Annotated in this window: 25 protein-coding genes; 19 read left to right on the top strand and 6 right to left on the bottom strand. The window is 49.0% G+C overall.

The features are described 5' to 3' along the window. Positions 1-137: 137 nt before the first annotated feature. The 13 genes from NSQ46_RS21565 to NSQ46_RS21505 all read left to right on the top strand — a co-directional run bounded on the left by NSQ46_RS21565 (position 138) and on the right by NSQ46_RS21505 (position 13,730). Positions 138-1,178 carry an alpha/beta hydrolase family protein gene (locus NSQ46_RS21565; protein ID WP_342574624.1) on the top strand — a complete coding sequence of 347 codons (1,041 nt, stop codon included), beginning with the start codon at positions 138-140 and terminating at the stop codon, positions 1,176-1,178. 381 nt (positions 1,179-1,559) lie between these two features. Next, positions 1,560-2,258 carry an RNA polymerase sporulation sigma factor SigK gene (gene sigK / locus NSQ46_RS21560; protein WP_007129338.1) on the top strand — a complete coding sequence of 233 codons (699 nt, stop codon included), beginning with the start codon at positions 1,560-1,562 and terminating at the stop codon, positions 2,256-2,258. Between the two features lie 214 nt (positions 2,259-2,472). Next, complete coding sequence (locus NSQ46_RS21555; protein ID WP_342574623.1) at positions 2,473-4,029, top strand: PucR family transcriptional regulator ligand-binding domain-containing protein; 1,557 nt, start codon at positions 2,473-2,475, stop codon at positions 4,027-4,029. A 142-nt stretch (positions 4,030-4,171) separates the two neighbouring features. Further along, positions 4,172-5,437 (top strand): cytosine permease, encoded by a 1,266-nt coding sequence (locus NSQ46_RS21550; protein WP_028404363.1) that lies wholly within the window; start codon positions 4,172-4,174, stop codon positions 5,435-5,437. After that, positions 5,437-6,540 carry a DUF917 domain-containing protein gene (locus tag NSQ46_RS21545; RefSeq protein WP_007129342.1) on the top strand — a complete coding sequence of 368 codons (1,104 nt, stop codon included), beginning with the start codon at positions 5,437-5,439 and terminating at the stop codon, positions 6,538-6,540. Before NSQ46_RS21550 ends, NSQ46_RS21545 begins: the two co-directional genes overlap by 1 nt. Continuing rightward, the gene (locus NSQ46_RS21540) at positions 6,533-8,086 is read left to right on the top strand and encodes a hydantoinase/oxoprolinase family protein (RefSeq protein WP_342574621.1); all 1,554 of its coding nucleotides are present in this window, start codon (positions 6,533-6,535) and stop codon (positions 8,084-8,086) included. The genes NSQ46_RS21545 and NSQ46_RS21540 overlap by 8 nt, the downstream gene beginning before the upstream one ends. A 333-nt stretch (positions 8,087-8,419) precedes the next feature. After that, complete coding sequence (locus tag NSQ46_RS21535; protein ID WP_342574619.1) at positions 8,420-8,572, top strand: hypothetical protein; 153 nt, start codon at positions 8,420-8,422, stop codon at positions 8,570-8,572. Then, a complete protein-coding gene (locus NSQ46_RS21530; protein WP_342574617.1) occupies positions 8,550-8,741 on the top strand; it encodes a recombinase family protein in 192 nt (63 codons plus the stop codon). Before NSQ46_RS21535 ends, NSQ46_RS21530 begins: the two co-directional genes overlap by 23 nt. Continuing rightward, on the top strand, positions 8,681-9,136 hold the full coding sequence (locus NSQ46_RS21525; RefSeq protein WP_342577013.1) for a recombinase family protein: 456 nt from the start codon (positions 8,681-8,683) through the stop codon (positions 9,134-9,136). The genes NSQ46_RS21530 and NSQ46_RS21525 overlap by 61 nt, the downstream gene beginning before the upstream one ends. A 368-nt stretch (positions 9,137-9,504) precedes the next feature. Next, positions 9,505-10,053 (top strand): hypothetical protein, encoded by a 549-nt coding sequence (locus NSQ46_RS21520; protein ID WP_342574615.1) that lies wholly within the window; start codon positions 9,505-9,507, stop codon positions 10,051-10,053. A gap of 104 nt (positions 10,054-10,157) precedes the next feature. Then, positions 10,158-10,922, top strand: a complete 765-nt coding sequence (locus NSQ46_RS21515) for a hypothetical protein (RefSeq protein ID WP_342574613.1) — start codon at positions 10,158-10,160, stop codon at positions 10,920-10,922. Positions 10,923-11,074: 152 nt separating this feature from the next. Continuing rightward, a complete protein-coding gene (locus NSQ46_RS21510) occupies positions 11,075-11,671 on the top strand; it encodes a hypothetical protein (protein ID WP_342574612.1) in 597 nt (198 codons plus the stop codon). A 1,738-nt stretch (positions 11,672-13,409) separates the two neighbouring features. Beyond that, positions 13,410-13,730: a hypothetical protein gene (locus NSQ46_RS21505; protein WP_342574611.1), complete on the top strand. Its 321-nt coding sequence runs from the start codon at positions 13,410-13,412 to the stop codon at positions 13,728-13,730. A 163-nt stretch (positions 13,731-13,893) separates the two neighbouring features. On the opposite strand, the gene NSQ46_RS21500 is transcribed toward NSQ46_RS21505, so the two are convergent. The 4 genes from NSQ46_RS21500 to NSQ46_RS21485 form a co-directional block, all read right to left on the bottom strand. Next, positions 13,894-14,760, bottom strand: coding sequence for an IS3 family transposase (locus NSQ46_RS21500; RefSeq protein WP_244152659.1), 867 nt, complete (start codon positions 14,758-14,760; stop codon positions 13,894-13,896). 35 nt (positions 14,761-14,795) lie between these two features. Then, entirely contained in the window at positions 14,796-15,227 is a 432-nt protein-coding gene (locus NSQ46_RS21495) for an HTH domain-containing protein (protein ID WP_237086953.1), read from the bottom strand. A 654-nt stretch (positions 15,228-15,881) separates the two neighbouring features. Continuing rightward, the gene (locus NSQ46_RS21490) at positions 15,882-16,157 is read right to left on the bottom strand and encodes a hypothetical protein (RefSeq protein ID WP_342574608.1); all 276 of its coding nucleotides are present in this window, start codon (positions 16,155-16,157) and stop codon (positions 15,882-15,884) included. Positions 16,158-16,334: 177 nt separating this feature from the next. Further along, the gene (locus NSQ46_RS21485) at positions 16,335-17,180 is read right to left on the bottom strand and encodes a sugar phosphate isomerase/epimerase family protein (protein ID WP_342574607.1); all 846 of its coding nucleotides are present in this window, start codon (positions 17,178-17,180) and stop codon (positions 16,335-16,337) included. A gap of 288 nt (positions 17,181-17,468) precedes the next feature. On the opposite strand from NSQ46_RS21485, the gene NSQ46_RS21480 reads away from it, so the two are divergent. Then, positions 17,469-18,431, top strand: a complete 963-nt coding sequence (locus NSQ46_RS21480; protein ID WP_007129346.1) for an acetylxylan esterase — start codon at positions 17,469-17,471, stop codon at positions 18,429-18,431. Positions 18,432-18,578: 147 nt separating this feature from the next. Continuing rightward, a complete protein-coding gene (locus tag NSQ46_RS21475; protein WP_210095242.1) occupies positions 18,579-19,655 on the top strand; it encodes an SDR family oxidoreductase in 1,077 nt (358 codons plus the stop codon). Between the two features lie 145 nt (positions 19,656-19,800). On the opposite strand, the gene NSQ46_RS21470 is transcribed toward NSQ46_RS21475, so the two are convergent. Both NSQ46_RS21470 and NSQ46_RS21465 read right to left on the bottom strand, forming a co-directional pair. After that, a complete protein-coding gene (locus NSQ46_RS21470) occupies positions 19,801-20,175 on the bottom strand; it encodes a helix-turn-helix domain-containing protein (protein ID WP_028404356.1) in 375 nt (124 codons plus the stop codon). A gap of 500 nt (positions 20,176-20,675) precedes the next feature. Continuing rightward, the gene (locus NSQ46_RS21465) at positions 20,676-21,749 is read right to left on the bottom strand and encodes a M42 family metallopeptidase (protein WP_028404355.1); all 1,074 of its coding nucleotides are present in this window, start codon (positions 21,747-21,749) and stop codon (positions 20,676-20,678) included. Between the two features lie 634 nt (positions 21,750-22,383). Here NSQ46_RS21465 and spoVAC point away from each other — a divergent pair. The 4 genes from spoVAC (at position 22,384) to NSQ46_RS21445 (ending at position 25,387) form a co-directional block, all read left to right on the top strand. Then, positions 22,384-22,875 (top strand): stage V sporulation protein AC, encoded by a 492-nt coding sequence (gene spoVAC / locus NSQ46_RS21460; protein ID WP_007129352.1) that lies wholly within the window; start codon positions 22,384-22,386, stop codon positions 22,873-22,875. Positions 22,876-22,881: 6 nt separating this feature from the next. Then, positions 22,882-23,901, top strand: coding sequence for a stage V sporulation protein AD (gene spoVAD / locus NSQ46_RS21455; protein ID WP_007129353.1), 1,020 nt, complete (start codon positions 22,882-22,884; stop codon positions 23,899-23,901). Beyond that, positions 23,901-24,251: a stage V sporulation protein AE gene (spoVAE, locus tag NSQ46_RS21450; RefSeq protein WP_007129354.1), complete on the top strand. Its 351-nt coding sequence runs from the start codon at positions 23,901-23,903 to the stop codon at positions 24,249-24,251. The genes spoVAD and spoVAE overlap by 1 nt, the downstream gene beginning before the upstream one ends. 179 nt (positions 24,252-24,430) lie before the next feature. After that, positions 24,431-25,387, top strand: a complete 957-nt coding sequence (locus tag NSQ46_RS21445) for a MoxR family ATPase (RefSeq protein WP_007129355.1) — start codon at positions 24,431-24,433, stop codon at positions 25,385-25,387.

The raw sequence follows: 25,387 nt of genomic DNA, 5'->3' as shown, positions 1-25,387 counted from the left end.
AACCCGGTATGCAGAGCGGCCATGCTTATGCCGGATGTCTAGCGTCTGTCTACAGAAAATAGAGCAATCGAAACACGGATCATATACGAATCATGTGATCCAATCTGAAATTTACTAAAAGGGCGGTGTAATAGCGGATGTGGCATGCGGACGAATATTTGGAGAAGCTGTACGACAGCAGCATGAAGCGTATAGAGACAGCGAAGGCGTCCGGTACGGCAGAGGAGCGAAAGCAGTACTTGAAGCATAAGCTGCGTGAGCTGCTCGGCGATTTTGATGCAAGCAAGGGTCAGGAGCCCGTACTGCTTGAACGAACGGTCTGTGACGGTTATATTCGGGAACGGATTCAGCTGTCGGCGATACCCGGACTGTCGTTTGCAGCATACGTGCTCGTTCCAGACAGCTACAGCCGCGACCCGCTGCCTGCTGTCGTAGCGCTTCACGGCCACGGATACGGAAGCAGGGAAATTATCGGATTGAAGCCGGACGGCTCTCCGGATATGGAGCCGCCTGGAGCCCACGGGCATTTTGCCATTCAATTGGCGAAGCGGGGGATGATTGTCATCGCCCCGGACGTTGCCGGCTTCGGAGAGCGGCGACTTCAGGCGGATGTGGCAGCTAACCCGGACGTGAACCACTCCTGCCTTCGCTTATCCACCCGGCTGATGATGCATGGCAAGACGCTGGCAGGTCTGCGCGTGACGGAAACGTTAAAGACGGTCGATTATGCCGCTGGCCGGGCAGAGGTACGCAGCGACCGAATCGGCATCATGGGTTTCTCCGGCGGGGGGATGATCTCGTTTTTGACCGCGGTGCTGGACCCGCGGATTCGGGCTGCCGTCATTGCCGGGTATCCGAATACGTTTAAGGACAGCATCTTGGCGGTGCAGCACTGCGTATGCAATTACATCCCCGGCATGCTGGCCCATGCCGAGCTCCCGGAGTGGCTGGGGCTGATCTCGCCGAGACCCTTGTTTGTGGAATCGGGCAGCGAGGATCGGATATTTCCCGAGCAGGGCTTTCGTGCCGCTGCTGATCAGCTCCGGGAAATCTATAGGCGCGACGGGGCGGAGGATCGGCTGATGGCCGATCTGTTCCCGGGAAGGCACCAAATCAGCGGCAGGTACTCGTACGATTGGCTGTTCGATCAGCTGAGCCAGCCGGGCGCGATAGAATGAGCAGGGATTCTGTAGCTCATTGGTGAGGTTCCTATTGCGAGACTCTCTGTTATGAAGCGCTGTATTGCGAAGCTCCCTACTATGAAGCTTTCTGTTGTGAAGCTCTCTAAGGAGCATCTCTTTTATTATGGACCTCCCCGGCATCACATGACGGCAAGACTGGAGCTCGCCTAGGCGAAGCCGAACGTCAGCTGGATGCAAATCGCGGTCCTTGCAGAACGCCAACAGACATGCCGAGCACCCGCTTCCTGATCGATTTTATTGGACGCATTTCCAAACGTACAGGCACTTCTGGGCCACAGCCTACATACAATGAGAAGACCGAGAACCGAGCGCGTATAGGGCCGGTTGCATTGTATTTTTCGCAGGAGGTGTCCTACAGTGCCTGGATTGTTTACCGCAATTGCTTTGTTCATTAAAGAGTTGACCCTGCTCGTTTCGTACGTGAAAAACAATGCGTTTCCCCAGCCCCTAACGGAGGATGAGGAAGCAAAGCATCTGCAGCGAATGGCCGAAGGCGACCCTCAATCGCGCAACAAACTGATTGAGCATAACCTCCGGCTGGTCGCGCATATCGTCAAAAAATTCGACAATACCGGCGAGGATTTGGAAGACTTGATTTCCATCGGGACGATTGGACTCATCAAGGCGATTGAAAGCTTTCGGCCGAATAAAGGCACGAAGCTGGCGACATTTGCTGCCCGTTGTATAGAAAATGAAATTTTGATGCATCTTCGTTCTTTGAAGAAAACGCGAAAAGACGTATCATTGCATGACCCGATAGGAACGGACAAAGAGGGAAATGAAATCACACTTATCGATATTCTCGGAAGCGAAGCGGATGATATCGTTGATGCGGTGCAGCTGAAGATTGAGAAGAGCAAAATTTACCGCAATCTTGATATTTTGGATGACCGGGAGAAGGAGGTCGTGATCGGGCGGTTTGGGCTCGAAGCTGGAGGCGAGGAGCGTACCCAGCGCGAAATCGCCAAGGAGCTCGGGATTTCCCGGAGCTATGTGTCCCGGATTGAGAAGCGGGCGCTAATGAAGCTGTATCATGAGTTTTATAAGAAAAAGTGATTTTAGGATCGGGCCATGCCCGGTCTTTTTTTGACTTTAAGTTTCATGCGGCGCTTTTTTTCCTGGTAGCAATCCGGCAGGATTCACTTTAAAATGTAAGACACGCAGCCAAGTATAAGCATCCCTTAATGACGGGATTATAACTTTGATCATTGGAACAAAAACAAGAAGAAGTGGTGAAACATATGGGGTAACCGTTAAAGATATACTGCAATTGCCTTCATTCCGGGGCGCCAAGGTGCTGACCGGACTGAACAGCCTTCATCGTACGGTCTCCTCATTATCCGTATTGGAGGTTTCCAACGCTGATTTTTCTTCTAAAATCGTCCGTTCCGTCCAAGAGGAGTGGTATGCGGAGGAAATTGTGATCAGCTCGTTATACTCCATCAAGGACAGTGTGGACAAGCAGTGCGAAGCGATTCAATACTTGATTAATCTCGGTGAAGTGGGACTGATTTTATATTATGTCGGAATTGTCATTCCGAAGGTGCCGGAGGAAGTGCTGCAATTAGCCGAGTCCCAAAATTTTATTATCATCTGCATGCCCGAGAACGATTCCTCCTTGCGTTACAATGAAGTGATTTATGAAGTGATGGAAGCGATCGTGCTGGACAATCAGACGATCAATGATAATTTTGTCAATGAATCGCTGGAGAAGGTGTCGTACCTTCCGGAGCATTCGCGCAGCGTGGAGATAATGCTGAAATTGTTAGCCGACCGGCTGAAAGCCAACATTGTACTGACCAATACGAAGCTTGAGATCGTGAATCAAGTCATGTGGCCGCGCAACTCTACGTTGGATGTGGTGAAAATCATTCAGGAGCACGCGCCTCAAATGGCGAACGGCAGTGCCGGAGCGATCAGCTCCGACATCTCCTGTTTTGTTGATCATAAGGTTCTCCGCCAAAAGAACGGGGAGGCGCTGAATCTTTTTTTAATCAAGGAAAATTCGAAGCTGCCGGGGAAGACCATCGATAAAATCAGCGAGGTCGTGCAGGTGGCTATCAATTTATGGGGAGACAAGCATAACGAGGTCAGCGAATATGCCTTGGTCAAGGCGATTATCAATGATGAAAGCGAAAAGATGCGGAGACTTGCCCATCTGCTGCATATCGATGTCGCGTCGATCCAAATGATGTGGCTCGTCTACATTCAGGATTTATCGGAGGAAAAACGCATCAGGGAGGAACTGTCGGAGCATCTCTCCAAATCCTATAAAACAGCGGTCATTCAAACGATCGATCATTGCATCATCGTGCTTCTGGGCAACTGCTCATATAAATACAATGAAGTTGAAGTGGCTGAAGAGTATATCGATACGACGAGCTTCCTGCCCTCCATATCCGAAATGGTGTACGCGCCGAGAATGAGGAATACGACGGATGTACGCAGGATGTATCAGCTCGTGAACCAAGTCGGGAAGAAAGTGCATCTTATATATCAAGAACGGAAAATGTTTACGGCCGCAGAAATTCGCTCCATGAAGCGGGCGATCGACTTGAGCGTGCAAGGAGAAGAAGTCATTGAGGAATGGATGGCGGTGATCGCTCCTATTCTGGATGACCCTGAATCGGTTAGAACATTAACGATATTTCTTCTGGATGCGAAGGGAAATTTTGATGTCTGTGCCAAGCTCCTCTTTGTCCACAAAAACACCGTAAAGTACCGCATCAAGAAAATCAGCGAGCTGCTGGGCTACGATATCACGATGAATTCCGAATTTTACGATGTGTATCTGGCCTGCATGATCTACCGGTTAATCCATAACTAAGTCCAAGAATCCGAGGGTTTGTCGAAAATGACAAAAATTCGGATTTTTATTTTTATTTCGGAAAAAGACGCGTTGTCCCACTTCTTTTACAATAAGAAAAATAGTTTTTGGTCACTCGATCAAGTGGAGGGAGCGGGATAGGATGAGCAATACAGAAAAAACGCAGTCTTGGTTCACGCTGGGGATCGTTTGGGCCGGCGCGATGATCAGCATACCGGGTCTCCTGGTAGGGAATACGCTCATCACTGGTATGAGCTTATCCCAAACCTTAGTGGTTACTTTGGTCGGGTATGCCATTATCGTAGCCATCATGATTTTACAGGGGATTCAAAGCACGGAGCTGGGCAAGTCGACCGTTCAGGTTGCGAGCCAGGTGTTTGGCAGCAAGGGATCCCGCACGATTCTTTCGATTATTTTGACGATTGCCTGCCTCGGTTGGTTTGGGATTCAGGCCAATGTGTGCGGCGCGGCGCTGGCAAATTTGTTGGCCGAGTTTGATATTGCGATTCCGGTCCCAATAGCCTCGCTGATCAGCGGTTTGGTGATGGTCGTTTCTGCAATGTACGGAATCAAAGTGCTGCGCGTGCTCAGTTATATTGCGGTACCATTGCTGGTCGTGCTCTGCGTGTATGGTTTGGTCAAGGCGCTGAATGGAGAGACGCTGCAGCTTATTTCGAACTACAGACCTGAGCAGGACATGAGCTTTATGGACGGGCTGGCGGTAACGATGGGCTCCTTTGCGCTCGGAGCGGTTATTGCCGGGGATTATTCGCAATTTTCCGCGAAGCGTTCCGATGTGTGGAAAGCCGCCCTATTTGGGATTATACCGGCAGGCGTTCTGATGATTAGCGTAGGGGCCGTCTTGACGCTGGCTTACCAAACGAATGACGTTACGGCCGTCTTTTTGAACATCGCCACTCCGTTGATCGGCGGCATCGTGCTGATCCTGGCGGCTTGGAAGACCAATATGGTGAATGCGATCTCGGGCGGGTTCGCGTTGATCAATGTCTTTAACGTTTCCAAGGAAAAAGAAAAATGGGCGGTAGGCGCCGCCGGACTGATCGGGACGGTGCTTGCCGTCGTGGGCATTCTGGATTACTTTACGCCGGTCATGTCCGTGTTGTCGGCCATGGTGCCTCCCGTAGCGGGCGTCATGATTGCCGCTTATTGGGTGATGAACAAAGGGGATAAAAGCCGCTGGAAGGAAACGGAGGGCGTTAATCGACTGGGCGTTTTATCGTGGCTGATCGGTTCGGTCATTGCCTGCCTACCCGTCGTGTTGTCGTTCTTCCCCAGTTTACCGCAGGTATCTAATCAGCCGTTGATCGGCATTGTCATTTCATTTGTCATTTATGTGGTAGGATATCGCTTTACCGTTACAAAGTCTGTCATATTGGAGGAACACTGATGAGATATTTAGATAAAGCCTCGATTGAAAATATTGCGATTGGCGCTGCTTTCCTGGGAACAGGCGGTGGCGGAGACCCGTATATCGGAAAATTGATGGCGATTTCGGCTGTTGAGAAGAACGGGCCCGTCAAATTGTATTCGGTCGATGAAATCGGTGATGAAGACTTTTTTATTCCGGCAGCCATGATGGGAGCCCCTTCCGTATCATCCGAGAAATTTCCGAACGGAAGCGAGTTTGTGAAGGTCTTTCAGAAGCTGGCCCGGTATTTGGGAGAGGACAAAATCGCAGGCACGTATCCCATGGAAGCGGGCGGCGTCAATTCCATGATCCCGATCGTCGTTGCGGCGCAGCTCGGTCTGCCGCTGATCGATTGCGACGGAATGGGCAGAGCCTTTCCCGAGCTGCAGATGGTGACATTTAACCTGGATGGAATCTCGGCAACGCCGATGGCGATTACGGACGAGAAAGGAAATATCGGCATTTTTGAAACGATCGATAACAAATGGACAGAACGCTTGGCCCGGGCAGCTACGGTCGAAATGGGGGCCAGCGCTTTGGTGAGCCTGTACCCGACGACCGGGGCTCAAATGAAGAGAAGCGGGGTCCATCATGTGGTTACGTTGTCTGAGCAAATCGGGGAGATTATTTCCTCGAACCATAGAGATGCGAAAGAAAAGCTGCATGAGCTTTTAAAGTTGGTGTCCGGCTACGAGCTGTTCCAAGGAAAAATCGTCGATGTGATCCGTGAAACCAAGGGAGGCTTTAATCTCGGCAAAATGAATCTGGAAGGCATCGAAGCCCACAAAGGCGGCAATATGAAGGTTCATTTTCAAAATGAGAATCTCGTTGCCGAAAGGGACGGTCAGGTTGTCGGCATGACCCCGGACTTGCTCTGTCTGGTTGATTATGAAACGTTAACGCCCGTCACGACCGAGAGTCTGAAGTATGGCAAGCGCGTGCGGGTAATCGGACTTCCGGCGCATGAAAAATGGAGAACGGATAAAGGAATCCAAACGGCGGGACCCCGGTACTTTGGATATGATTACGATTATGTTCCGATTGAAGAACTGGTGAAAAAGGCGGTGGCTGATCATGTATAGAATCGGAATCGATGTGGGCGGAACGAATACGGATGCCATTATTTTGGACGAGCTTCATCAGTTGGTTCACTCCGTAAAATCTCCAACCAGTCTGGACATCCAGACAGGGATCGAAGCATCGCTTAGGAAATTGCTGCAGGAATCAAGCATCGATAAAACTCAAATTACGCATGCCATGCTTGGCACGACGCAATGCACCAACGCGATTGTGGAACGTAAAAAGCTGGCCACGGTCGGCGTCATTCGCCTAGGCTATCCTGCAACGGCTTCCGTTCCTCCGTATACGGCTTGGCCGGATGATATGGTTGAGAAGCTGTCGGGAAATTACGCTCTAGTTCATGGGGGATATGAATACGATGGTCAAGTGCTCGGCGAAGTCGATGAGGATGAAATTCGCGAGCTGTTGGCAGCATGGCGTGGAACAGTCGAGTCCATCGCGGTCATCGGCGTATTTTCCTCCATCAAGAACGACCAGGAGCTAAGTGTCCGCGATCTTATCCACGAGGTATATGGAGAAGAATATCCGGTTTCCTGCTCTTCCCTGATCGGCTCCGTCGGACTCATTGAACGTGAGAATGCGACCATCTTGAATGCGGCGTTGTGCAAGGTGATCGAGACGACCACCCAAGGGTTCGTAAACGCCTTGGAGGAGGAAGGAATTACGGATGCGGCTGTGTATTTATGTCAAAATGACGGCACATTAATGTCTATTGATTACGCCAAACAGTTTCCGATCCTCACGATCGCCTGCGGCCCGACGAACAGCATTCGCGGTGCTTCTTATTTGGCGAAGATCAAAGACACGATGGTGCTGGACGTCGGGGGTACGACTTCGGATATCGGCGTTCTGCAGGATGGATTCCCGAGAGAGTCGTCGGTTGCCGTGGAAGTTGGCGATATCCGTACCAATTTCCGTATGCCGGACATTATCTCCGTTGGACTGGGCGGAGGCAGTATTGTCCGCGTGGACGAAAGCGGCAAGATCTCGGTCGGACCCGACAGTGTCGGGTACAGGATCGGCGAAGAAGCGCTTGTCTTTGGCGGCAGCACGCTGACAACCACCGATATCGCCGTCCGGCTGGGACTGGCCGATGTAGGCGACAAGCGATTAGTGTCCCATATAGAGGAGGCGTTTGCGAAAGCGGTGCAGGCCGAAATTTCTGCAATCGTCGAGCAAGCGATCGATAAAATGAAGACCTCCTCGGAAGACGTTCAGCTCGTTCTTGTCGGCGGCGGCAGCATTATTATCCCGGATTCGATTCGGGGAGTAGCCGGCATGATGAAAGTGGAGAACGGAAGTGTAGCCAACGCCATCGGGGCGTCCATTGCTCAAATCAGCGGGCAATATGAACAGATTTATATTTATGCGCGGAAACCGCGCGAGGCTTGTCTGAAGGATGCGGAGGCAAAAGCGGTCAAGCAGGCCAAACTGGCCGGTGCGGACTCGGATACGATCGAATTGGTCGAAGTGGAAGAAACCCCGCTCGCTTATCATCCGGAGAATGCGACAAGATTAAGAGTGAAAGTCGTCGGGAAAATGAAATAGATGAAAGATCTTTGGACAGAAATTGTCTCTTGGAAGTTCGCTCCTGCGAACTTCCAAGAGGCTTTTTTTGAGCATAAAAGTCGACATCTTCGGCAGCTCAGGAAAAATTAATTAGGCTGCCGGATACAGTATAATTGGCGTGTCTAATATATAGAGGAGGGAAATCAATTTACTCTCTGTTGCATTGAGAATGAGATACTAATTACAAACGTACTGCGCAAGAAAAATCCAGTTATCCTTCACAACAGCATACCCACTTCTAAATGTCCCAATTGCACGCCGCAACCAACATGTTGAGGGGCAAGGGACATCCGTGGAGTGGGGTGCGGCAACATGAAGAAACAAAAACGGGTAATTGAAATCATTGAAGGTTCTTCCGCCGAAAAGGTACGTGCAAAAGCATACGACTATATCAAGCAAATGTATAAGAACAAATTAATACGGGAAACGGGGAAGAAGCAAAATGACAACCGCAATTTACGCTAGGGTTTCAACGGAAGAACAAGCAAAGCACGGGTATTCATTGCAGGAGCAGGTTCGTCAGTGTAAGACGAAGGCAGGAGTTCCAAACGCTTTGGAATACGTGGATGAAGTATTTCGGGGGAATTCCTTGACCGACTTCACAAGGCTTCGGCAGGCTTACGTGACGGACTGATTACAAGGGTTGTCTGCCTTGACCCAGACCGTCTTTCACGTAAACTAATGAACCAGTTGATTGTGTCCGAAGAAATTGAACGCAATGCGGAACTGGTCTTCGTTAACGGTGACTATCAGAAGACACCGGAAGGCATGTTGTTCTATCAAATGCGTGGTGCTATTGCCGAATTTGAGAAGGCCAAGATAAACGAACGTATGTCACGCGGTAGACGTGAAAAAGCACGTCAAGGGAAAGTGGTCAAGGACTATCTCGTTTACAGATACGACTATGACCAAGAATCGAACCAACTGATTGTGAATGAGCAAGAAGCCCCGATTGTTCAGCTTATATTCGAGCTGTTCACCACGCCGAACAACGGCATTGTAAAGGGCATCAACGGTATAGCCCACTAATTGACCCGTCAAGGGATTCCGACCAATCGTAATGCTTCCCAATGAGCAAGACAGGTTGTCCGGCAGATACTTATGAATGAAACATACACGGGTACCTTCCATTAAAACAAGTGGAACACGGAAGGTATGTTAGGCAACAAGTTCAAAGACAAGGAAGACCGTGTTGCCATGAAGTTACGACCGGAAGACGAATGGATGGAATACCTTGTCCTTCTATTATAAGCAACGAGCAATTCTCATATGCACAAAACCTTATGGGCGAATCCAGAAGACGTTGGTCAGGCACTTCCAAGAACCAATACTTCTTATCGGGGCTTCTCCGGTGTGGGGGAATGTGGGAACACTATGACCGGACGTAAATCAACCAATTGGGCAAGGAAGTTTGGCAATACACGGACATTAAAAATACGGCAGGTGCAAAGCACCGTGGGTGTAAGCACACAATTGCTTGTGAAACGATAGACGGAGAAATTTGGGACACTATTCATAACTGGATGACGACGCCAAGTGAAATTACCGCAAGGCTTGAAGCAACCGAAGAAGCACCGCAAGCCACCTTTGAGCAAGCGGAACTGGAACGTCTGGACAAAGAACTTGGACGTGCAAGGAACGGCAAGGCAAGACTTCTGAACCTGTTGGCAGACAGTGACGACATGCTGATTGATGATGTTAAGGCAAAGCTTCTGAAACTGAAAGGAAGCACAGCTGCTTCCCATCGGTCTGAACTGGAACAGGTCATTCAAGCACAAGCCAACAGTCAGTTCTCGGTGAATCTGCTTCAAGACGCTATGGAATACTATTTGACTTTGAACCCCGAAGAAATCACCTTCGACCAGAAACGTGAACTGGTTCGGATGATTGTGAAGGAAATACGGGTGTATAAGGAAGACGGCAAAATTCAAATAATGACCTTCTAAAGGGGAGTGGTGCTATAATGCACACTTCCTTTTTTGATTGCTGAAAGGAAATTACTGGCGCATGTCGAACAAATAACCACTTACCTATATGAAGGAGGATTACCGTGGATATAAATAATGATGGTAAAAGTGTATATTTTCATCCGAAAAATGAAACAAAGCTTGCTTTTACCGATTACGAAGAAAAGTTATGGGAAAAGATTCAATCAACATCTTGGCATGTTAAAACTAATAAAAATAAGGACAAAGAGAAGAAATATATAAATTCCAGTAAATTAGGGCTTTTACACCGAGTAGTAATGTCTCATTGGTATGGTGAAGAAGCTTTAGCCCAAGCTGATAAAATGAAGTATGTAGTTGACCATATGGATAATGATGGATTTAATTGCTATTTGGAAAATCTATGCTTTATTCCAAAGGAGAAAAATACTGCAAAAGGACTTACTTACGATAAGAAAAGAGCGGAAGCTATAAATACGCTCGCAATAAATATATTTAAGGATTTTGAAACTCAATTGTTTCAAATTACGATTGGGTTCAACGCACCTACAGGTTATGAGGTCAATGGCCAAATTGTAGTGATTACTGCAATGAAACTAACTTATCAAAATGATTTTGAACGCACACTGGCTAATGCTGAGAAAATCTTACATGATTACATTACATATGGCTCTTTTGATGATAAGAAATTGGATTACATTGATATAGAAGTTATCCCTGCGATTCCCATAAATATATCTCCTGATGAAATGAATGCCCCCTTCATAGAAAGGGATGGTGAAGTCTTTTTGAACTTAGATAGTGAACATGTTAGGTTAGACAAGGTTGCCCCGAACAAAGAGTTGTATCAAAAGAGCAACAAGAAATGAATCAGTTTTCAGACCGTTAGGACACCTCTTGCCCCCCCAGTGTAGGGGTTATTTTGTTTTTATCATGGATAAATTGAAAGAATCCAAAGAATCATTGATTATATCTAAAATATCTGGTATGATTGTTTCAGATAAAACATGGAGGTGTTAAGATGAATTACGAGAAAATTGTATTGGAATTATTTGAACGCGTAAAGGGTTTGGAGGAACGGGTGCAGGTGTTGGAAAGTAGAGATGATGGTGATGAAGAATTAGATGATAATCGAGATATTCTAGATGAATTGAATTCTTCAGAAAAAATCACAAGAAGCATTTCACGAAAATATGTTATGGATGAATTGAAAAAACAAAATCCGGCATTCACAATTAGTAAGGGAAATCGAGCTGCGAAAGCCGACATACTTTTGGAATTTCAAGGGAAATCGTTGAAAGCAAAGTTCTATCACAGCAGAAGTTTCCGTGAGTTCCCGTCTGGCTGGCATACCGTGAACAAGGACGACTTGAACAATAATGTACACGTTGAAATGTACATTTTTACCGTTGAATATCAAAAGGAGTTTTACACGTTCCTGTTTTCCCGAAGCGAATTGATTGACTTTGTAAAGAATAAAACCACTGACCAAAACAATATGTACCACTTCTATTTTCACGTGAATAACGGAAAAGTTGTTGAAGTTCGTGATTCTGAACGTGATGCTACACCATTTTTGGACAACTGGAAACTTCCCTCAAAACTTCTGGGAATATAATTTCGAGCATCACACCTTCCCCTTCCCCTGCGGTTGGGGTATTTTATTTGAATCGTGATATGTTTTCATGTCACACAACACTCCAATCACATACTAAAAGTCACAACACTCCAATTACTATCGGGATATTGAATTCCGTACTATAATTTGGATATAAACAATTTCGGAGGCGATTCGGGTATGTTGTATGAGAACATGACGTTGAAAGAACAGATTCTGCGATTGCATAGCACCGGAATGAAACAAGTGGATATTGCGCGGCAGTTGAAGACTTACACGAACTATGTATGGAAAGTAGTAAATGAACAAAGAGGAAAGCGGTGATTGCTTTGGTTGAATACTTTTCCAACAGAGAACAAGAATACGAAGATTGGTGTAAAGAACATGTTGACGGTTATATCTTCAATCATGCAGGAGGAAAAACGGGTAACGTTTTACATAAGGTTGGTTGTTGGCATCTAAAGGTTCCAGCACGCATTGGCACTTATACGACCCGTTATCCGAAATACTGTTCAGATGATTTAACCGCAATTTCCGATAAGGCAGACGTAATCAGTAAGCCGTATGATTGGCGTCGGTGTAAGGCGTGCCCTTGACTTGAAGAAATAAAAAAGAAGCGGTTCCTACTATTCCGCTTCAACGTATATTTCCTTCTGTTTTTGGTCTAAGTTGCCTATATTTAGTTTCATATTGTTCGTCCTTTTCATTGAACCAGAAAGCGTAGGATTCAATATCAAACCAGTGGATGTGGTTCTGCAAGCTTTTACACATGCTGTTCAACGTAAACCAACGCTTCTTCTGGTAGTTCGTCTATAAGTTGGTGAAGCTTGTCCCGAAGGTTCTCCATGAGGTCACGTCCTTTCAAGTTGTACTTCCCATGATATAACACGTTTAGACAAACATGCCATCCTTTTACGACATATCGTAATTTGACGTGGGGGTTCAGTTCACGTTGACCCACGAATGTCTAAAATATTTTATGTATAATCTGAACCACTTTTGCAGGTGCAGCTGTACCCCTTCCCCCGTGTCCCCCCTTTACAAATTATTCCGCACACTAATGACATTGGTATCCTAATCCTAATCACTACATTTGAAATTGAATAAAAATGCAGGGATATACAATGAGTCTGTCAACGTGGTTCAGCGCGGCACCGCTTGCAATATAACGTGGGGAACTGTACGGAACAGGGGAACCAACGAACCAACGGTTAAGGGACTGTGACGCCGCTGTAAGCCCACCAAAAGCTCACAGAAGCGACGGTAAGTAAAACAGTAGGGTAACTGTGTAGAGTCGGTAACGGAAGCGGTCTGGAGCCATTGGACGAAGTGGTTAAAGCTGATTGGAACGGATACGTGAGTTACGTTATTCATCAGTTCAGCGCCGGCTTATGTGGGCTTACATTGGGAAACGGAAATGAACTTGGGGGTAAACGTTGAGGAATTGCATTATGTGGTCAAAGTTGAGATTTCGGCGGCAGGGAAGTATTGAGCACGTTCTGCGAATTTTTCATACAGTTGCCGAATCGCTTAATATCCTTAAAACCCTTGATATGCCTACGATTCTCTATCCACATACAGCCATTATCCAAAGTAAGCGAAGGAATTAAGTTACTTCTCATAGCTCTGCAAAAAACTATTGATTTTAGTTTTTTGAGAAGCGTGATTAGAATTGAAAATAAAGGGGTTTTTCATAACCTACGTCGAAACTAACCTATATTAGAGAGGATGTGTGTGCATGACAGTCGTAATAAATTACCTTTCCGATACTAATTCCGTAATTGCAACGGATAATCGTGTATCCATTGGGCGTGGTGGAGAATATGGTTTTGAAGATGGAGTCACAAAGCTTGTGAACGTCCCTCATTATGCTATGGGTTGGACAGCAGGTTCAGGCTACGGTGAATTTTTAGACAATTTCAAAAATGAATTGGTTCAAACTGAAATGAGTTTTAATGAAATATTGACTATGTATAATGATGTAAGAGAACGGGCAATCGTAGACAGTCTGTTGTTGCTCAACGACGACATAAGTCGTAAGGTATCTTCCTCATTTTAAGAGCGCAATTCAAGTTCCGATTTATGTCATAGGGATTGACTTATAAAATTATTTACAAATAAATACAGGTAAACTACTATGGGAACTAGCGGAAGCACCGCCAAATCGTGTTGATTTGAACTGTACCCGATTTGTGGACAGTTTGAAATAAACCGCCTAGAGCTTAGCTAGCAAGCAGATGACCTCTGAATTCATCGGGGGTCATCTTTTTTAATGTCCACTGGTATCGTTCTGAGTTGTAGTAGCTTATGTACTCCTTCACTCGCACCCTCACTTCATCAATAGTTTGGCAATCGCTAAAATCAACGTCGTCTTTCAAGTGACCGAAGAATGATTCCATCGGGGCGTTGTCCCAGCAATTGCCTTTGCGCGACATCGACTGCTTAAATCCTGCCTTAGCAATGAGAAGACGGGTTTTAGGATGCGTGTAGTGCATCCCTTGGTCGGAGTGCAGAATCGCTTCTGGATGAATGTTTCCATCTAATCGCTCTAAAAGACGCTGTAGCGTCCGCTCGACAATTGGAAGCTCGAGTGTTGCTGCCACGCTGTCGGCAAGGATCTGCCTGGTCGCCCCGTCCTTCACGCAGGAAAGGTATGCCCAGTGTCCGCTTCCATAGCGCAAATAAGTGATGTCAGTGAGAAACACTTTCTCAGGTTCGCCTTGGTCAAACTTTCGCTCCAGCAGGTTCGGACACGTCTTGTGCTCTTGAGTTGCCTTAGCCATCTTGCGGTAGGGGTTCGCCTGACGGATTACGGCCACCAAGCCTGCCTTTTTCATAAGCCGGCGAATCTTCTTGTGGTTCATGACAACGCCGCTTATCTGTTCCAGCCGCATCTTAATCACAAGCGCACCTGCTTTGCCGCGGAGCGCGTCAAAGTGCTGCTTGATGAGAAGGATGTCCTGCTCGTCGGCGGCAGCACGAAGTTGACGATCTTCTTCCGTCCCCAGCCACCTGTAATAGCCGCTTGGACTTACTTCCACGAGCTCGCATAGATAGCGTGTCATTCGTTTCAGGCCATATGCCCGAATGGTGCGATTTATGATCTCATAGCGCTCGGAGGGCGTCAGCGTTTCTTCTTCTGCCGATCGAGCGCTTCGAGCTTTTTTAGCATGTCCACTTGAGCTTCAAGCAGTTTGATCTGGGCCTTAGCCCGTTTCAATTCTTCTTCGGCTGACAACTGACCAGCTGGCTTGCGCCCTGTACTGCCCTTACCGCGCCGCTCTGTAGCCAAACCTTCCTCACCGTACAGTTCGAAGGTTTCACGCCACCGTTTTAAGCTGTCCTTGGGCTTCTTATGACCAATAACGTCCAGGTCGAAGCCGGCACGAATAAAGATTTCTGAAGGTGTCTGCCCCTGCTTGTAGGCTTTCAGCGCCTCCAGCTTGAATGCAGGTGTGTATGTAATGGCCGCCTCGGTCACATGGTGTACGTTTGGATTCTCCTCCAGCTTCCTCATTTGCTCCTCGGTAAAGAGCACCCGTTTCAACTTCCCCATTCTCGTATCACTCCTCGTCACATACCTTGATTAAAACACAAATGACCCACAAGAAGTCACTTTTTTCAAAGTGTCCATCTTATGGGTCACAGTTCAATTACACGTTTGTTGGTGTTTTTTTATTTTCCAAAATTGGAGGGAATGATGATGACGAAACCACTTTTTACTTATGCTGACTTGGACAACTGCATTTTCTTCCAGACCGTTGTCAAGTCAGCTTTGGTGAGGAAGTTGCTGATGTAAGACTTGCGCAGGACTACACACGGACGAATCAGTGAAAATCAACGGATGGCACTATTTAAGGTCTAACTGTACAATCATAAAATGCGGAGCCCGTTGACTTGTTATACATGGGTGGACACCGCTTTTACCCACGCTTATTTACCATATAATTCCGCTATACTTTTGACATTAGATTTGAGATATTGATACATCTTCGTTATCTAAAGAAGACAGGAAAAGTCGTATCCCAGCAGATTTCTACAGACAAAGAGGGGATAGAAATTATATTGATAGATATTCTGGGAGCTAAGCGGATGATATCGTCCATATTGCCGGTCCAACCCATCTCATAATATTGCCCATTCATGTGAAATAGCCGGACCCTTTCATGATTTACATCAAGTGGTCCGGCTATTTTGGCTTAGAGGCTGATCAGGATTCTTCCTGTTCGAATTCCGTCTGAATGATTTGATCCTCGGACGGATAGTCGCGTTTCAGCTCCTGATGAAGCTCCCGATTTTCATAGTCGAAGCGGTTCGGGGGCCGCTGATCGGCTCTCCATGGGCTGCTCTTGCCCAGCGATTCCGTCATTAGGCTTGAGCCGAAAGGACCTTCGGGAAACTCTTCCGCAGTCAGATCGTTGCGCTGGGACTCTACGGTTGACAAATCCGTATACTCATCCCGTTCTTCCTTCTTAAACCGGTTCATCGTGAAGCCCTCCTGTCGGGTACCTGATATACCCTCAGTGTCCCCTGTGATCCCGGAAATCATGCGGAAAAACCGCGGCCAATCTGAAACCAACAGCGATTGTAGGATCATTTTACGTACTTGCCCTAACATCCATTCATTGTTCACTTATATAGTGACGCTCGGGCATCCGGTGCTTTATTGCTGTATCAACCCTGCAGCCTGAAACACCCGATCAAACGCAGCGCGTGATCTGATGACAAGCTCTTCAGGCGAAGCCGTCGGCTGGGCAGCGGTCAATATCTCTTGGCTGACTGGCCCTGCATACCCGATATCGTTCAGCGCGCGAAGGAAGCCTGCCAAATCGATGACTCCCTCACCTGGATACTGCCGATCATTATCGAGGACGTCCTGCACCGGAATATCCTTGGCGTCATTAATATGAACATGAACAATCTGGTCCGCACGCAGCTGGCGGATGTCCGACACGCTCATTTCATTGGTGTACCAGTGGTAAGCATCATACAGAAGCCCGACATTCGGTTCGCCGATGGCATCGATCCAATCCAGCGTTTCCTGAACGGTCCAGATGAACGGATGCTTCCACTGCGTGCGCAGATGATGCGGCCCGACGAATTCCAGTCCCAGCCGAATGCCGTAAGCGCCCAGAATATTGGCGCAGCTGCGAAGGCGCTTGGTTGCCACAGCCATGAAATGCGCAGCCGGCGCATCCGTGGAAGGAAGAATGTATGTACAGCAGCGAGTGCAGCCCAAGGCAGCAGCCGCGGCTGCTGCGGACGGAAGCTTCTCCAGCCCTTCCAGGAACTGCTCATCCGTTCCTCTCCACTCCACAGGCAATCCGATGGCGCCGATTTGAATATTGCTCGCCTGCAGCAGCGCTGCCGCCTCTTCTGTTCCCAAACGGTCCACCAAACTTTTCGCATCTAAATCCACGCAATCAAAACCGTAGCGGGAAGCGAGTTCGATAAGCTGTAAATCGCTTTCAAGTTTTCCGATTCCTGCAGTTGTTAATCCTTGAAGCATTTCTATCGTCTCCAATCTCTTAAAGTTCATTTCTATTATAGTTATGTTTTCGCCCATAAATCTATCAAACCTTCTTATTAGGAGATTTAAAGTTGAGTTAAAGACATCGAATTTTATATCGGGCAGAGAGGGAATGCAAACCAAGGTGCCGAAATACTCTTGTTATAGAGACTCCCGAGGGTACGTATTATTACTGATTTCACTGGGGCGCATATCAATCGGGACGATCGTACAGTAAACGATGAATCGTGAAACAAGCGACGGTAAAGGAGACGAACAACCAAACCAATGAATACCATACAGATTCGCAAGAGGGAACTTAACAACTGCCGTCCCGAACCGACGATGAACGAGGACGAGCTGAATCGATTCTGGGATCATTATCTCCATGTATACGCAGGCTCGCCGCTTCAAATCGATAGTGAGCCGGAAGAAACGCCGTATCCCCATATGAAGGTGTCCAAGGTGACATACCGCGGCTTTGACCAGACACCGATCCATGCCTGGTACATAACGCCTGCGGATTCCAATGAATCGTCCAAACGGCCTTGCGTCATTACCTTTCCTGGATATTCCGGAGACCGAGGGCTTCCGGAGCGATATGCCCATTGGCTGATGCTCGGCTATTCCGTGCTGGCAGCTGATGTCCGGGGCCAGAGCGGAGAGACGGGAAATCTGCTGCCCCTGGATGGCGGCGTCGTGAAGGGCTGGGTATCCCAGGGCATTACCGACATTCATCGATCCTACTATATGGCGATGGCCATCGATACCGTAAGAGCCGTCGATGCTGCCCTGGCACAGCCTGGGGTAGATCCTGCCAAAATCGCCGTCGTCGGGGGAAGCCAGGGAGGCGGCCTTGCGCTCCTTGCCGGGGCATTGCATCCGAAGGTGGCGGCAATCGTGGCCGACATTCCGAATCTGTGCAGAATGGATTACGGGGTGCTGCACTCGGCCAGCTCATTGACGGAAATCGCCCAGTATATCAAGCGTTATCCGGATCTGCTGGATCCTATTCTGTATCATCTGGCTCATTTCGACATCCTGAATCTTGCCCCAAGAATCAAAGCGCCGGTCATGGTTTCTGTCGGCTGGAAGGATACGGTATGCATGCCGGAGACCATCTACGCAGCTTATAACCGGATTGAGGCACCTAAGGAAATACGGGATTATCCGTTCTCCGGGCATGAGGTGAATGAGTATCAAAAGAGGGAAGCGGTACTCTTTCTGGAGCGGGTCTTGGGGAAAGCTTAAGTCAACATATTTCTTAGCTAAAAGGGCTGGTACTGCTTAAACGTTACCAAAAAGTAATTACATCACTTCAAAGTGCGTACTTCTCAAGCAGAACCCTAACGTGCAAAATGACATTAATCAATACATGACGTTAGGAGATGCGCTTATATGAATACGGATCAACGTTCACATCATTCGCTAAAAACGGCTTTGGTTGTAGGGGCCAACGGGGTGATTGGCCGCAACCTCATCGAGTACCTTGCGACGCTTCCCGACTGGGATATCATCGGCGTATCGCGCCGAGGCGGGGAGTCCACGAACCGCGTTCGTTATGTATCGGCCGACCTGCTGGACCGGGAGGATACGGCCGCCAAATTAAGCGGCTTGACCGAAGTGACGCATATTTTCTATGCGGCATACCAGGATCGGCCGACGTGGGCCGAGCTCGTCGCGCCGAATTTGGCCATGCTCGTCCATGTCGTGGAAGCGATCGAGCCCGTTGCCGCTAACCTGCAGCATGTAAGCCTAATGCAGGGCTACAAAGTGTACGGCGCTCATCTCGGTCCATTCAAGACGCCGGCCCGGGAGACGGATGCGAACCATATGCCGCCGGAATTCAATATCGATCAGCAGAACTTCCTCGAGGAACGGCAGAAGGGCAAAGCTTGGACCTGGTCAGCGCTGCGTCCCTCCGTTGTCAGCGGTTTCGCTCTTGGAAACCCGATGAATCTGGCCATGGTCATTGCCGTATATGCGTCGATTTCGAAAGAGCTTGGCATTCCCCTGCGTTTTCCCGGTAAGCCGGGAGCCTATCACAGCCTGCTGGAGATGACCGATGCCGGTCTGCTTGCCAAGGCGACCGTTTGGGCGGCAACCGATGAACGCTGCGCCAATCAAGCCTTCAATATTGCGAACGGGGACCTGTTCCGGTGGAACGAGTTATGGCCGAAGATTGCGCAGTATTTCGAGATGGAAACCGCACCGCCTCTGCAGATGAATCTGGAAACGGTCATGGCAGATAAGGAGCCGGTCTGGAATCGCATGGTTGAGAAGCATGGGCTTGCGAAGCACTCTTACCAAGAGGTCTCATCCTGGAAATTCGGCGATTTCGTGTTCTCCTGGGACTATGATTTCTTTGCGGACGGCTCAAAGGCCCGCCGCTTCGGTTTTCATGAGTATGTCGATACGGAAGCCATGTTCCTGAATATCTTTGACGAGCTCCGGCGTCGCAAGGTCATTCCATAAACACCGGGCAGTAACTGAAGCTCCCGAAACAAGGCAGCCGAGAGCGCTTCTTCCGTTCACCTCGTCACAACCAGAACATGAACGGTAATTCCGTTTTCGGATTGCACAAGAGAGCCGGCTATATTAGCCGGCTCTGTTCTGCTTGTTAATGCGATTCCTCAAGCAGCGGCTTTTCCAGAACGGTTGCGGACTCGCCGTATTTTCGCTCGATATGAGCATCTCCCCATCGGCACATCAGATGCAGAATTTCCTTTAAGCTCCAGCCATACTCGCTCAGTTCATACTCCACCTTGGGCGGAACCTGATTATAAATTTTACGTACGATAATGCCCTCCTCTTCCAGCTCACGCAGATGCTGTGTCAGCATTTTCTGGGTGATTTGGGGAATCAGGCTTAACAATTCGCTATTGCGTCTTTTCCCGAAAGTAAGATGAAAAAGAATGACCGGTTTCCACTTTCCGCCGATGACCTCCAGCGTCGCTTCCACCGCGGTGTTGTACACTTTTTCCTTATGCTCCATGATAAGCCTCGCTCCCTTCGACCAAGATATGATATTTACCAGCGATTTCCGAACTCGCGCTTTACTTCCTCCACTATAACATGAACTCCTTCATCCATCTGATCCGATCTTGCTTTGGAAATGCTGATACATATGAACTTCTCCTGCACTCGGCAATGGACAGGAAGAACGGCTTGCCGACATTGGACTGTCACCGGTTCCATGGACCACTACGCCAACTCTCCAGGTCTTCCGCTTGTCTCCTATTTCGCATGTTCAATTGCCCCATGACTTCTCTTTCTCTCACTGTAATACCAGCCAGCCAGGCACATTTCAATGTTTCTTCCCAATTTCACCGGACAGCAGATTCTTGCCAACGCAAAAACACCTCCAAGATTGTCCCCATATCTTTCGACACGGATCCTTCTCTTGAAGGTGTTTAATTTGCCTTACGCTATGGGGTCAGTCCCGTTTAGTGGAGGCTGGCTTTATCCCTTTTGATTTAGTTAGTCCGTTTACGGTTAAGCCCGGTCCAGAATCGTTTGGAGGGTCGTCCGGTCGAGCCCTTTTACCAGCTTGATCAGAAGCTCCTTGGCTGCTTCGTAGTCATCCGTGTGGATGATGGACGACGAGGTATGGATATACCGGGAGCAAATGCCGATGATCGTAGATGGAACCCCGATGCCGCTTAAGTGAACTTGCCCGGCATCCGTTCCGCCCGGCGATACGAAGTACTGATATTTGATCTTATTCGTCTCTGCCGTATCCTGCACGTATTCCACCATGCCGCGATGCGTCAGCATCGTCGGATCGAAGATGCGGAGCAAGGCCCCTTGTCCGAGCTGGCCGAATTGGCTCTTGTCGCCCATCATATCGTTTGCCGCGCTTGCATCAAGGCCGAAGAAAATGTCGGGCTGGATCAAGTTGGCTGCAGTCCGCGCGCCGCGAAGTCCGAGCTCTTCTTGAACGGTGGCTCCGGCATAAACCGTATTCGGAAGCTTCTCTCCGTGAAGAGCTTGAACGAGCTCGATGGCCAGGCCGACGCCGTATCGGTTATCCCATGCCTTAGCCATGATTTTTTTTGGATTGGCCAGCGGAGTAAATTCGCAGATCGGCACGATCTGCTGCCCCGGACGGATGCCGAACGATTCCGCCTCCGCTTTGTTGTCCGCGCCGATGTCGATATACATGGATTTGATATCGACCGGCTTGCTGCGCTGTGCTTCGTCCAGCAGGTGGGTCGGGATGGAGCCGACGACCCCGATAATCGGCCCGTTGTCGGTAATAATCTGCAGGCGCTGAGCCAGAACGGCCTGGCTCCACCAGCCGCCCAGCGGCTGAAAGCGCACCATGCCCGCTTCCGTAATGCCGGTTACCATGAAGCCGACCTCATCCATATGCCCGGCGACCATGACTCTCGGACCTTCGTCGTTCCCGCGCAGTACAGCAAACAGGCTGCCGAGCCGATCCTGTACAAATTCTTCGGTATATGGGGAGAGTGCATTTTTTACCCAAGCGCGCAGCTCTCTTTCAAAGCCCGGCGCAGCCGGAAATTCAGTAAGCGTCCGAAACAATTCGCGTGTAGATTCATTCATAGGCTATTCGCTCCTTTGGAAAAAGGTATGTATGAGTTCATCCTATTTAGTATGCCCCTATATACCGCAAAAGTCTACATTACAAGCTATGAAACAATCGCGGCTTGCTCAGGAAAAATAGATCGTCCAAGCACCAAATGATTCCCGAAGAATACGCTGGAATAAAACATGTCAATGAGTCATGGACAGGGGAAGGGCGAAGAAATATGGGCGAATACGGGGTGGGATCGTACGGCCGGCAAGCTGAATTCGGCGAGTTTCTGCTCATTATCATTCTTTTCATACTGCTCGTCATATTGCTGAATTACTTTTTGATTTAATGGGCGAAATGGTTACGGTACATTTATGCTAAATTCAATCAAGCAACTACGATCGGCAGCTTTCCGGTTACGGAAGGCTGTCTTTTTGCATTTATGCTTGCCCATGAGAGCCGTACCACCGTGGCGGCCGTTTGCGCCCTGATGACGGAATCGTTCAAAACAGCATGACACCGCGCGGCTTTTGCATTAAGGATGATTTTCCAAACATAAAGGAAGTTCGTTCAAAGCATAATGATTATCGAGTGATATCCATAATGGCTTTCCGAGGCTGGTTGAAGAATCCATACTTAAATATTCAGCGGAGGTGTAACCAAATGTCCGGTTCCAACAACCAAAAGCCCAAGTCTGATATCAGTACCATGAGCTCGGCCGAATATCAGGCGATTGCGAAGAAGCATGAGCCTCCCCGCGCCGTATTTAAAAACTGTATACGCGCCTTTTTGGTCGGAGGCCTCATCTGTTTGATCGGTCAATGCATTCAGCGCTTTTTCATGACCGTGTTCGATATGAGCACGAAGGAAGCGAGCAACCCGACGGTGGCCGTTCTTATTATCATTTCCGTCATTTTGACCAGCTTTGGCGTATACGACAAAATTGCCCAATGGGCCGGTGCGGGAAGCGCGGTGCCGGTTACGGGTTTTGCCAACTCCATGTGTTCGGCCGCTTTGGAGCACCGGGCAGAGGGACTGGTCCTTGGAGTGGGAGCTAGCATGTTTAAGCTTGCCGGCTCCGTGATCGTGTTCGGTACCGTTGCGGCGTTTATTATCGGCATCATATACGCCGTGCTCGGCATCGGGGGGAGGTAACGCGAGATGAAGATCATCGGTCAAACGTGGCAGTTCGAGAACAAACCGGTCATTATCGGCACCGGTACGATTGTCGGACCTGAAGAGGGAGAGGGGCCGCTGGCGGAAGACTTCGATTATATATACGACAACATCGAGATCAATGAGAAAACATGGGAGAAGGCGGAACGTAAGCTGCTGGAGGACGCTTCACGGAAAGCTGCGGAGAAGGCCGGGATTAAGGAGGATCAGCTTCAGTTCTTTGTAGGCGGAGACCTAATGAACCAAATTATCAGCAGCTCCTTCGCAGCAAGGCAGCTTGGCGTTCCGTATCTCGGCGTTTTCGGCGCCTGCTCCACCTCCATGGAGAGCCTTGCGGTCGCTTCGATGATCGTGGATTCGGGCTCCGCGAAATATGTGATGGCAGGCACGGCGAGCCATAACTGTACGGTGGAGAAGCAGTTCCGTTATCCGACCGAATACGGCTCGCAAAAGCCTCCGTACGCCCAGTACACCATAACGGGAGCAGGCTGCTCCGTCGTCTCCAGCGAGGGGGACGGACCGCGCGTCACATACGCCACGATCGGGAAGGTCGTCGACCTGGGCATCAAGGATCCCTTCAATATGGGAGCCGCCATGGCCCCCGCTGCGGCCGATACGATTACGAAGCATTTTAAAGATACCGGCAGACAAGCCAAGGATTATGATTTGATCGTGACCGGCGACCTGGCATCCGTCGGCCTGCCGATTGCCAAGGATCTTCTGAAGCAGAACGATGTCATCATGGACGGCACGGTTTTTGCCGATTGCGGTCTGATGATTTACGATCTGGAAAAACAGAAGTACGTGAATGCCGGCGGCAGCGGCTGCGGCTGCTCAGCCGTTGTGACTTACGGCCATATCTTGAACCGGATGCGTAAAGGAGAACTGAACAAGGTGCTGGTCGTTGCTACGGGTGCCCTGTTGTCGCCGCTGTCATACCAACAAGGCGAGAGCATCCCGTGCATTGCTCATGCAGTAGCTATAGAGACGGGAGGAAGCAACTGATGCAGTTTTTATGGGCTTTTATCATTGGCGGTTTGATCTGCGTTATCGGACAAATCATGATGGATGTTATAAAGCTGACCCCTGCGCATACGATGAGCACCCTCGTCGTGGCCGGCGCAATTGCCGACGGGTTCGGCCTGTATGAACCGCTTGTCAAATTTGCCGGAGCCGGAGCCTCGGTTCCGATCACCAGCTTCGGCAACTCTCTGGTTCACGGAGCTTTGACAGAGCTGGAGCGGGACGGCTGGATCGGGGTCGTGACGGGGATATTCGAAGTAACGAGTGCAGGGATATCCTCGGCGATCATATTCTCTTTTCTTGCTGCGCTTTTGGTGAGGCCAAAAGGCTAATGTTATAGCTGTTCAGACATCTATGCTGCCCTGGTTAAACAACCAGGGTTTTTTGCTGTTTAAAGCAAGTCTGGCGTTGGTTAAGAAACAAAATATGGCTGCGAATGTACTCTGCGACCTCGATCATGTACAATAGTACTAAATTAAGTATTTATTCCCTTACAGGAGGTTAGTCATACATGCCCGTAAGCCAAGAATCCATGAAAATCATTTCCTCGGTGCGATCCAATCTGGAGTCGTGCCTGCTAGGCAAAGAATTCGAGATCCAATTGCTCCTTACGGCGCTGCTCGCTGGTGGACATGTTCTGATCGAGGACGTACCGGGAACGGGAAAAACGCAATTGATCAAAGCACTGGCTAAATCCATGCAGGGAGATTACCGGCGTATTCAATGCAATCCGGACATTCTTCCGAGTGATATAACAGGGGTATCCGTATTTCACCCCCGAGATGAAATGTTTTATTTCCGGCCGGGACCTGTCATGACCAATATTTTGCTCGCAGATGAGATTAACCGGGCCACGACGAAGACGCAGTCCGCTCTGCTTGAAGTCATGGAAGAGCGCAGCGTGACCGTGGACGGGGAGACGCATGAGCTTCCGCATCCGTTCATGCTGTGCGCCACCCAGAACCCGATTGATTTCGAGGGAACCTATATGCTTCCGGAGGCGCAGCTTGACCGTTTCATGCTGAAGCTAAGCCTGGGATATCCCGATGCGGCAACCGAGAAGCAGCTCATGTATGCCTCGAAGGACGGACAGCTGTCGGATAGGCTGAAGCCTGTGACGCATATGGATACCGTCTCCGCAATTCAGCGCGAGATTCGCGACATATTTATCGGCGAACCGGTTGCCGATTACTTGTTGAACATCACCCGCTCAACGCGGGAGCACCCTTCCGTCATGCTGGGCGCAAGCCCGCGGGCAACGCTGTCCTTCATGAATGCGGCCAAAGCCTTTGCCTTCCTTCAGCAGCGTGACTACGTGCTGCCTGATGATGTGAAGACGCTTGCCCCTTACGTCCTCTCACACCGGATTATGCTGCGTCCGGAAGCACGGCTCGATAATGCAACGCCCGAATCGGTGCTGGACTTTATTTTGCGACAGGTTAAAGTGCCTGTTCAAATGGGGAGATAA

The organism is Paenibacillus sp. FSL M8-0142, assembly GCF_038597315.1.
GTDB classification, from domain to species: domain Bacteria; phylum Bacillota; class Bacilli; order Paenibacillales; family Paenibacillaceae; genus Paenibacillus_AQ; species Paenibacillus_AQ lactis.
This window is presented reverse-complemented; position numbering and strand designations above follow the sequence as displayed.

What these genes read in the sequence shown, in the direction of transcription:
- NSQ46_RS21565 (WP_342574624.1), top strand. Translation starts at nt 138, where the DNA reads ATGTGGCATGCGGACGAATATTTGGAGAAGCTGTACGACAGCAGCATG.
- NSQ46_RS21550 (WP_028404363.1), top strand. Translation starts at nt 4,172, where the DNA reads ATGAGCAATACAGAAAAAACGCAGTCTTGGTTCACGCTGGGGATCGTT.
- NSQ46_RS21545 (WP_007129342.1), top strand. Translation starts at nt 5,437, where the DNA reads ATGAGATATTTAGATAAAGCCTCGATTGAAAATATTGCGATTGGCGCT.
- NSQ46_RS21540 (WP_342574621.1), top strand. Translation starts at nt 6,533, where the DNA reads ATGTATAGAATCGGAATCGATGTGGGCGGAACGAATACGGATGCCATT.
- NSQ46_RS21535 (WP_342574619.1), top strand. Translation starts at nt 8,420, where the DNA reads ATGAAGAAACAAAAACGGGTAATTGAAATCATTGAAGGTTCTTCCGCC.
- NSQ46_RS21530 (WP_342574617.1), top strand. Translation starts at nt 8,550, where the DNA reads ATGACAACCGCAATTTACGCTAGGGTTTCAACGGAAGAACAAGCAAAG.
- NSQ46_RS21510 (WP_342574612.1), top strand. Translation starts at nt 11,075, where the DNA reads ATGAATTACGAGAAAATTGTATTGGAATTATTTGAACGCGTAAAGGGT.
- NSQ46_RS21505 (WP_342574611.1), top strand. Translation starts at nt 13,410, where the DNA reads ATGACAGTCGTAATAAATTACCTTTCCGATACTAATTCCGTAATTGCA.
- NSQ46_RS21495 (WP_237086953.1), bottom strand. Translation starts at nt 15,227, where the DNA reads ATGGGGAAGTTGAAACGGGTGCTCTTTACCGAGGAGCAAATGAGGAAG.
- NSQ46_RS21490 (WP_342574608.1), bottom strand. Translation starts at nt 16,157, where the DNA reads ATGAACCGGTTTAAGAAGGAAGAACGGGATGAGTATACGGATTTGTCA.
- NSQ46_RS21485 (WP_342574607.1), bottom strand. Translation starts at nt 17,180, where the DNA reads ATGCTTCAAGGATTAACAACTGCAGGAATCGGAAAACTTGAAAGCGAT.
- NSQ46_RS21480 (WP_007129346.1), top strand. Translation starts at nt 17,469, where the DNA reads ATGAATACCATACAGATTCGCAAGAGGGAACTTAACAACTGCCGTCCC.
- NSQ46_RS21475 (WP_210095242.1), top strand. Translation starts at nt 18,579, where the DNA reads ATGAATACGGATCAACGTTCACATCATTCGCTAAAAACGGCTTTGGTT.
- NSQ46_RS21470 (WP_028404356.1), bottom strand. Translation starts at nt 20,175, where the DNA reads ATGGAGCATAAGGAAAAAGTGTACAACACCGCGGTGGAAGCGACGCTG.
- NSQ46_RS21465 (WP_028404355.1), bottom strand. Translation starts at nt 21,749, where the DNA reads ATGAATGAATCTACACGCGAATTGTTTCGGACGCTTACTGAATTTCCG.
- spoVAC (WP_007129352.1), top strand. Translation starts at nt 22,384, where the DNA reads ATGTCCGGTTCCAACAACCAAAAGCCCAAGTCTGATATCAGTACCATG.
- spoVAD (WP_007129353.1), top strand. Translation starts at nt 22,882, where the DNA reads ATGAAGATCATCGGTCAAACGTGGCAGTTCGAGAACAAACCGGTCATT.
- spoVAE (WP_007129354.1), top strand. Translation starts at nt 23,901, where the DNA reads ATGCAGTTTTTATGGGCTTTTATCATTGGCGGTTTGATCTGCGTTATC.
- NSQ46_RS21445 (WP_007129355.1), top strand. Translation starts at nt 24,431, where the DNA reads ATGCCCGTAAGCCAAGAATCCATGAAAATCATTTCCTCGGTGCGATCC.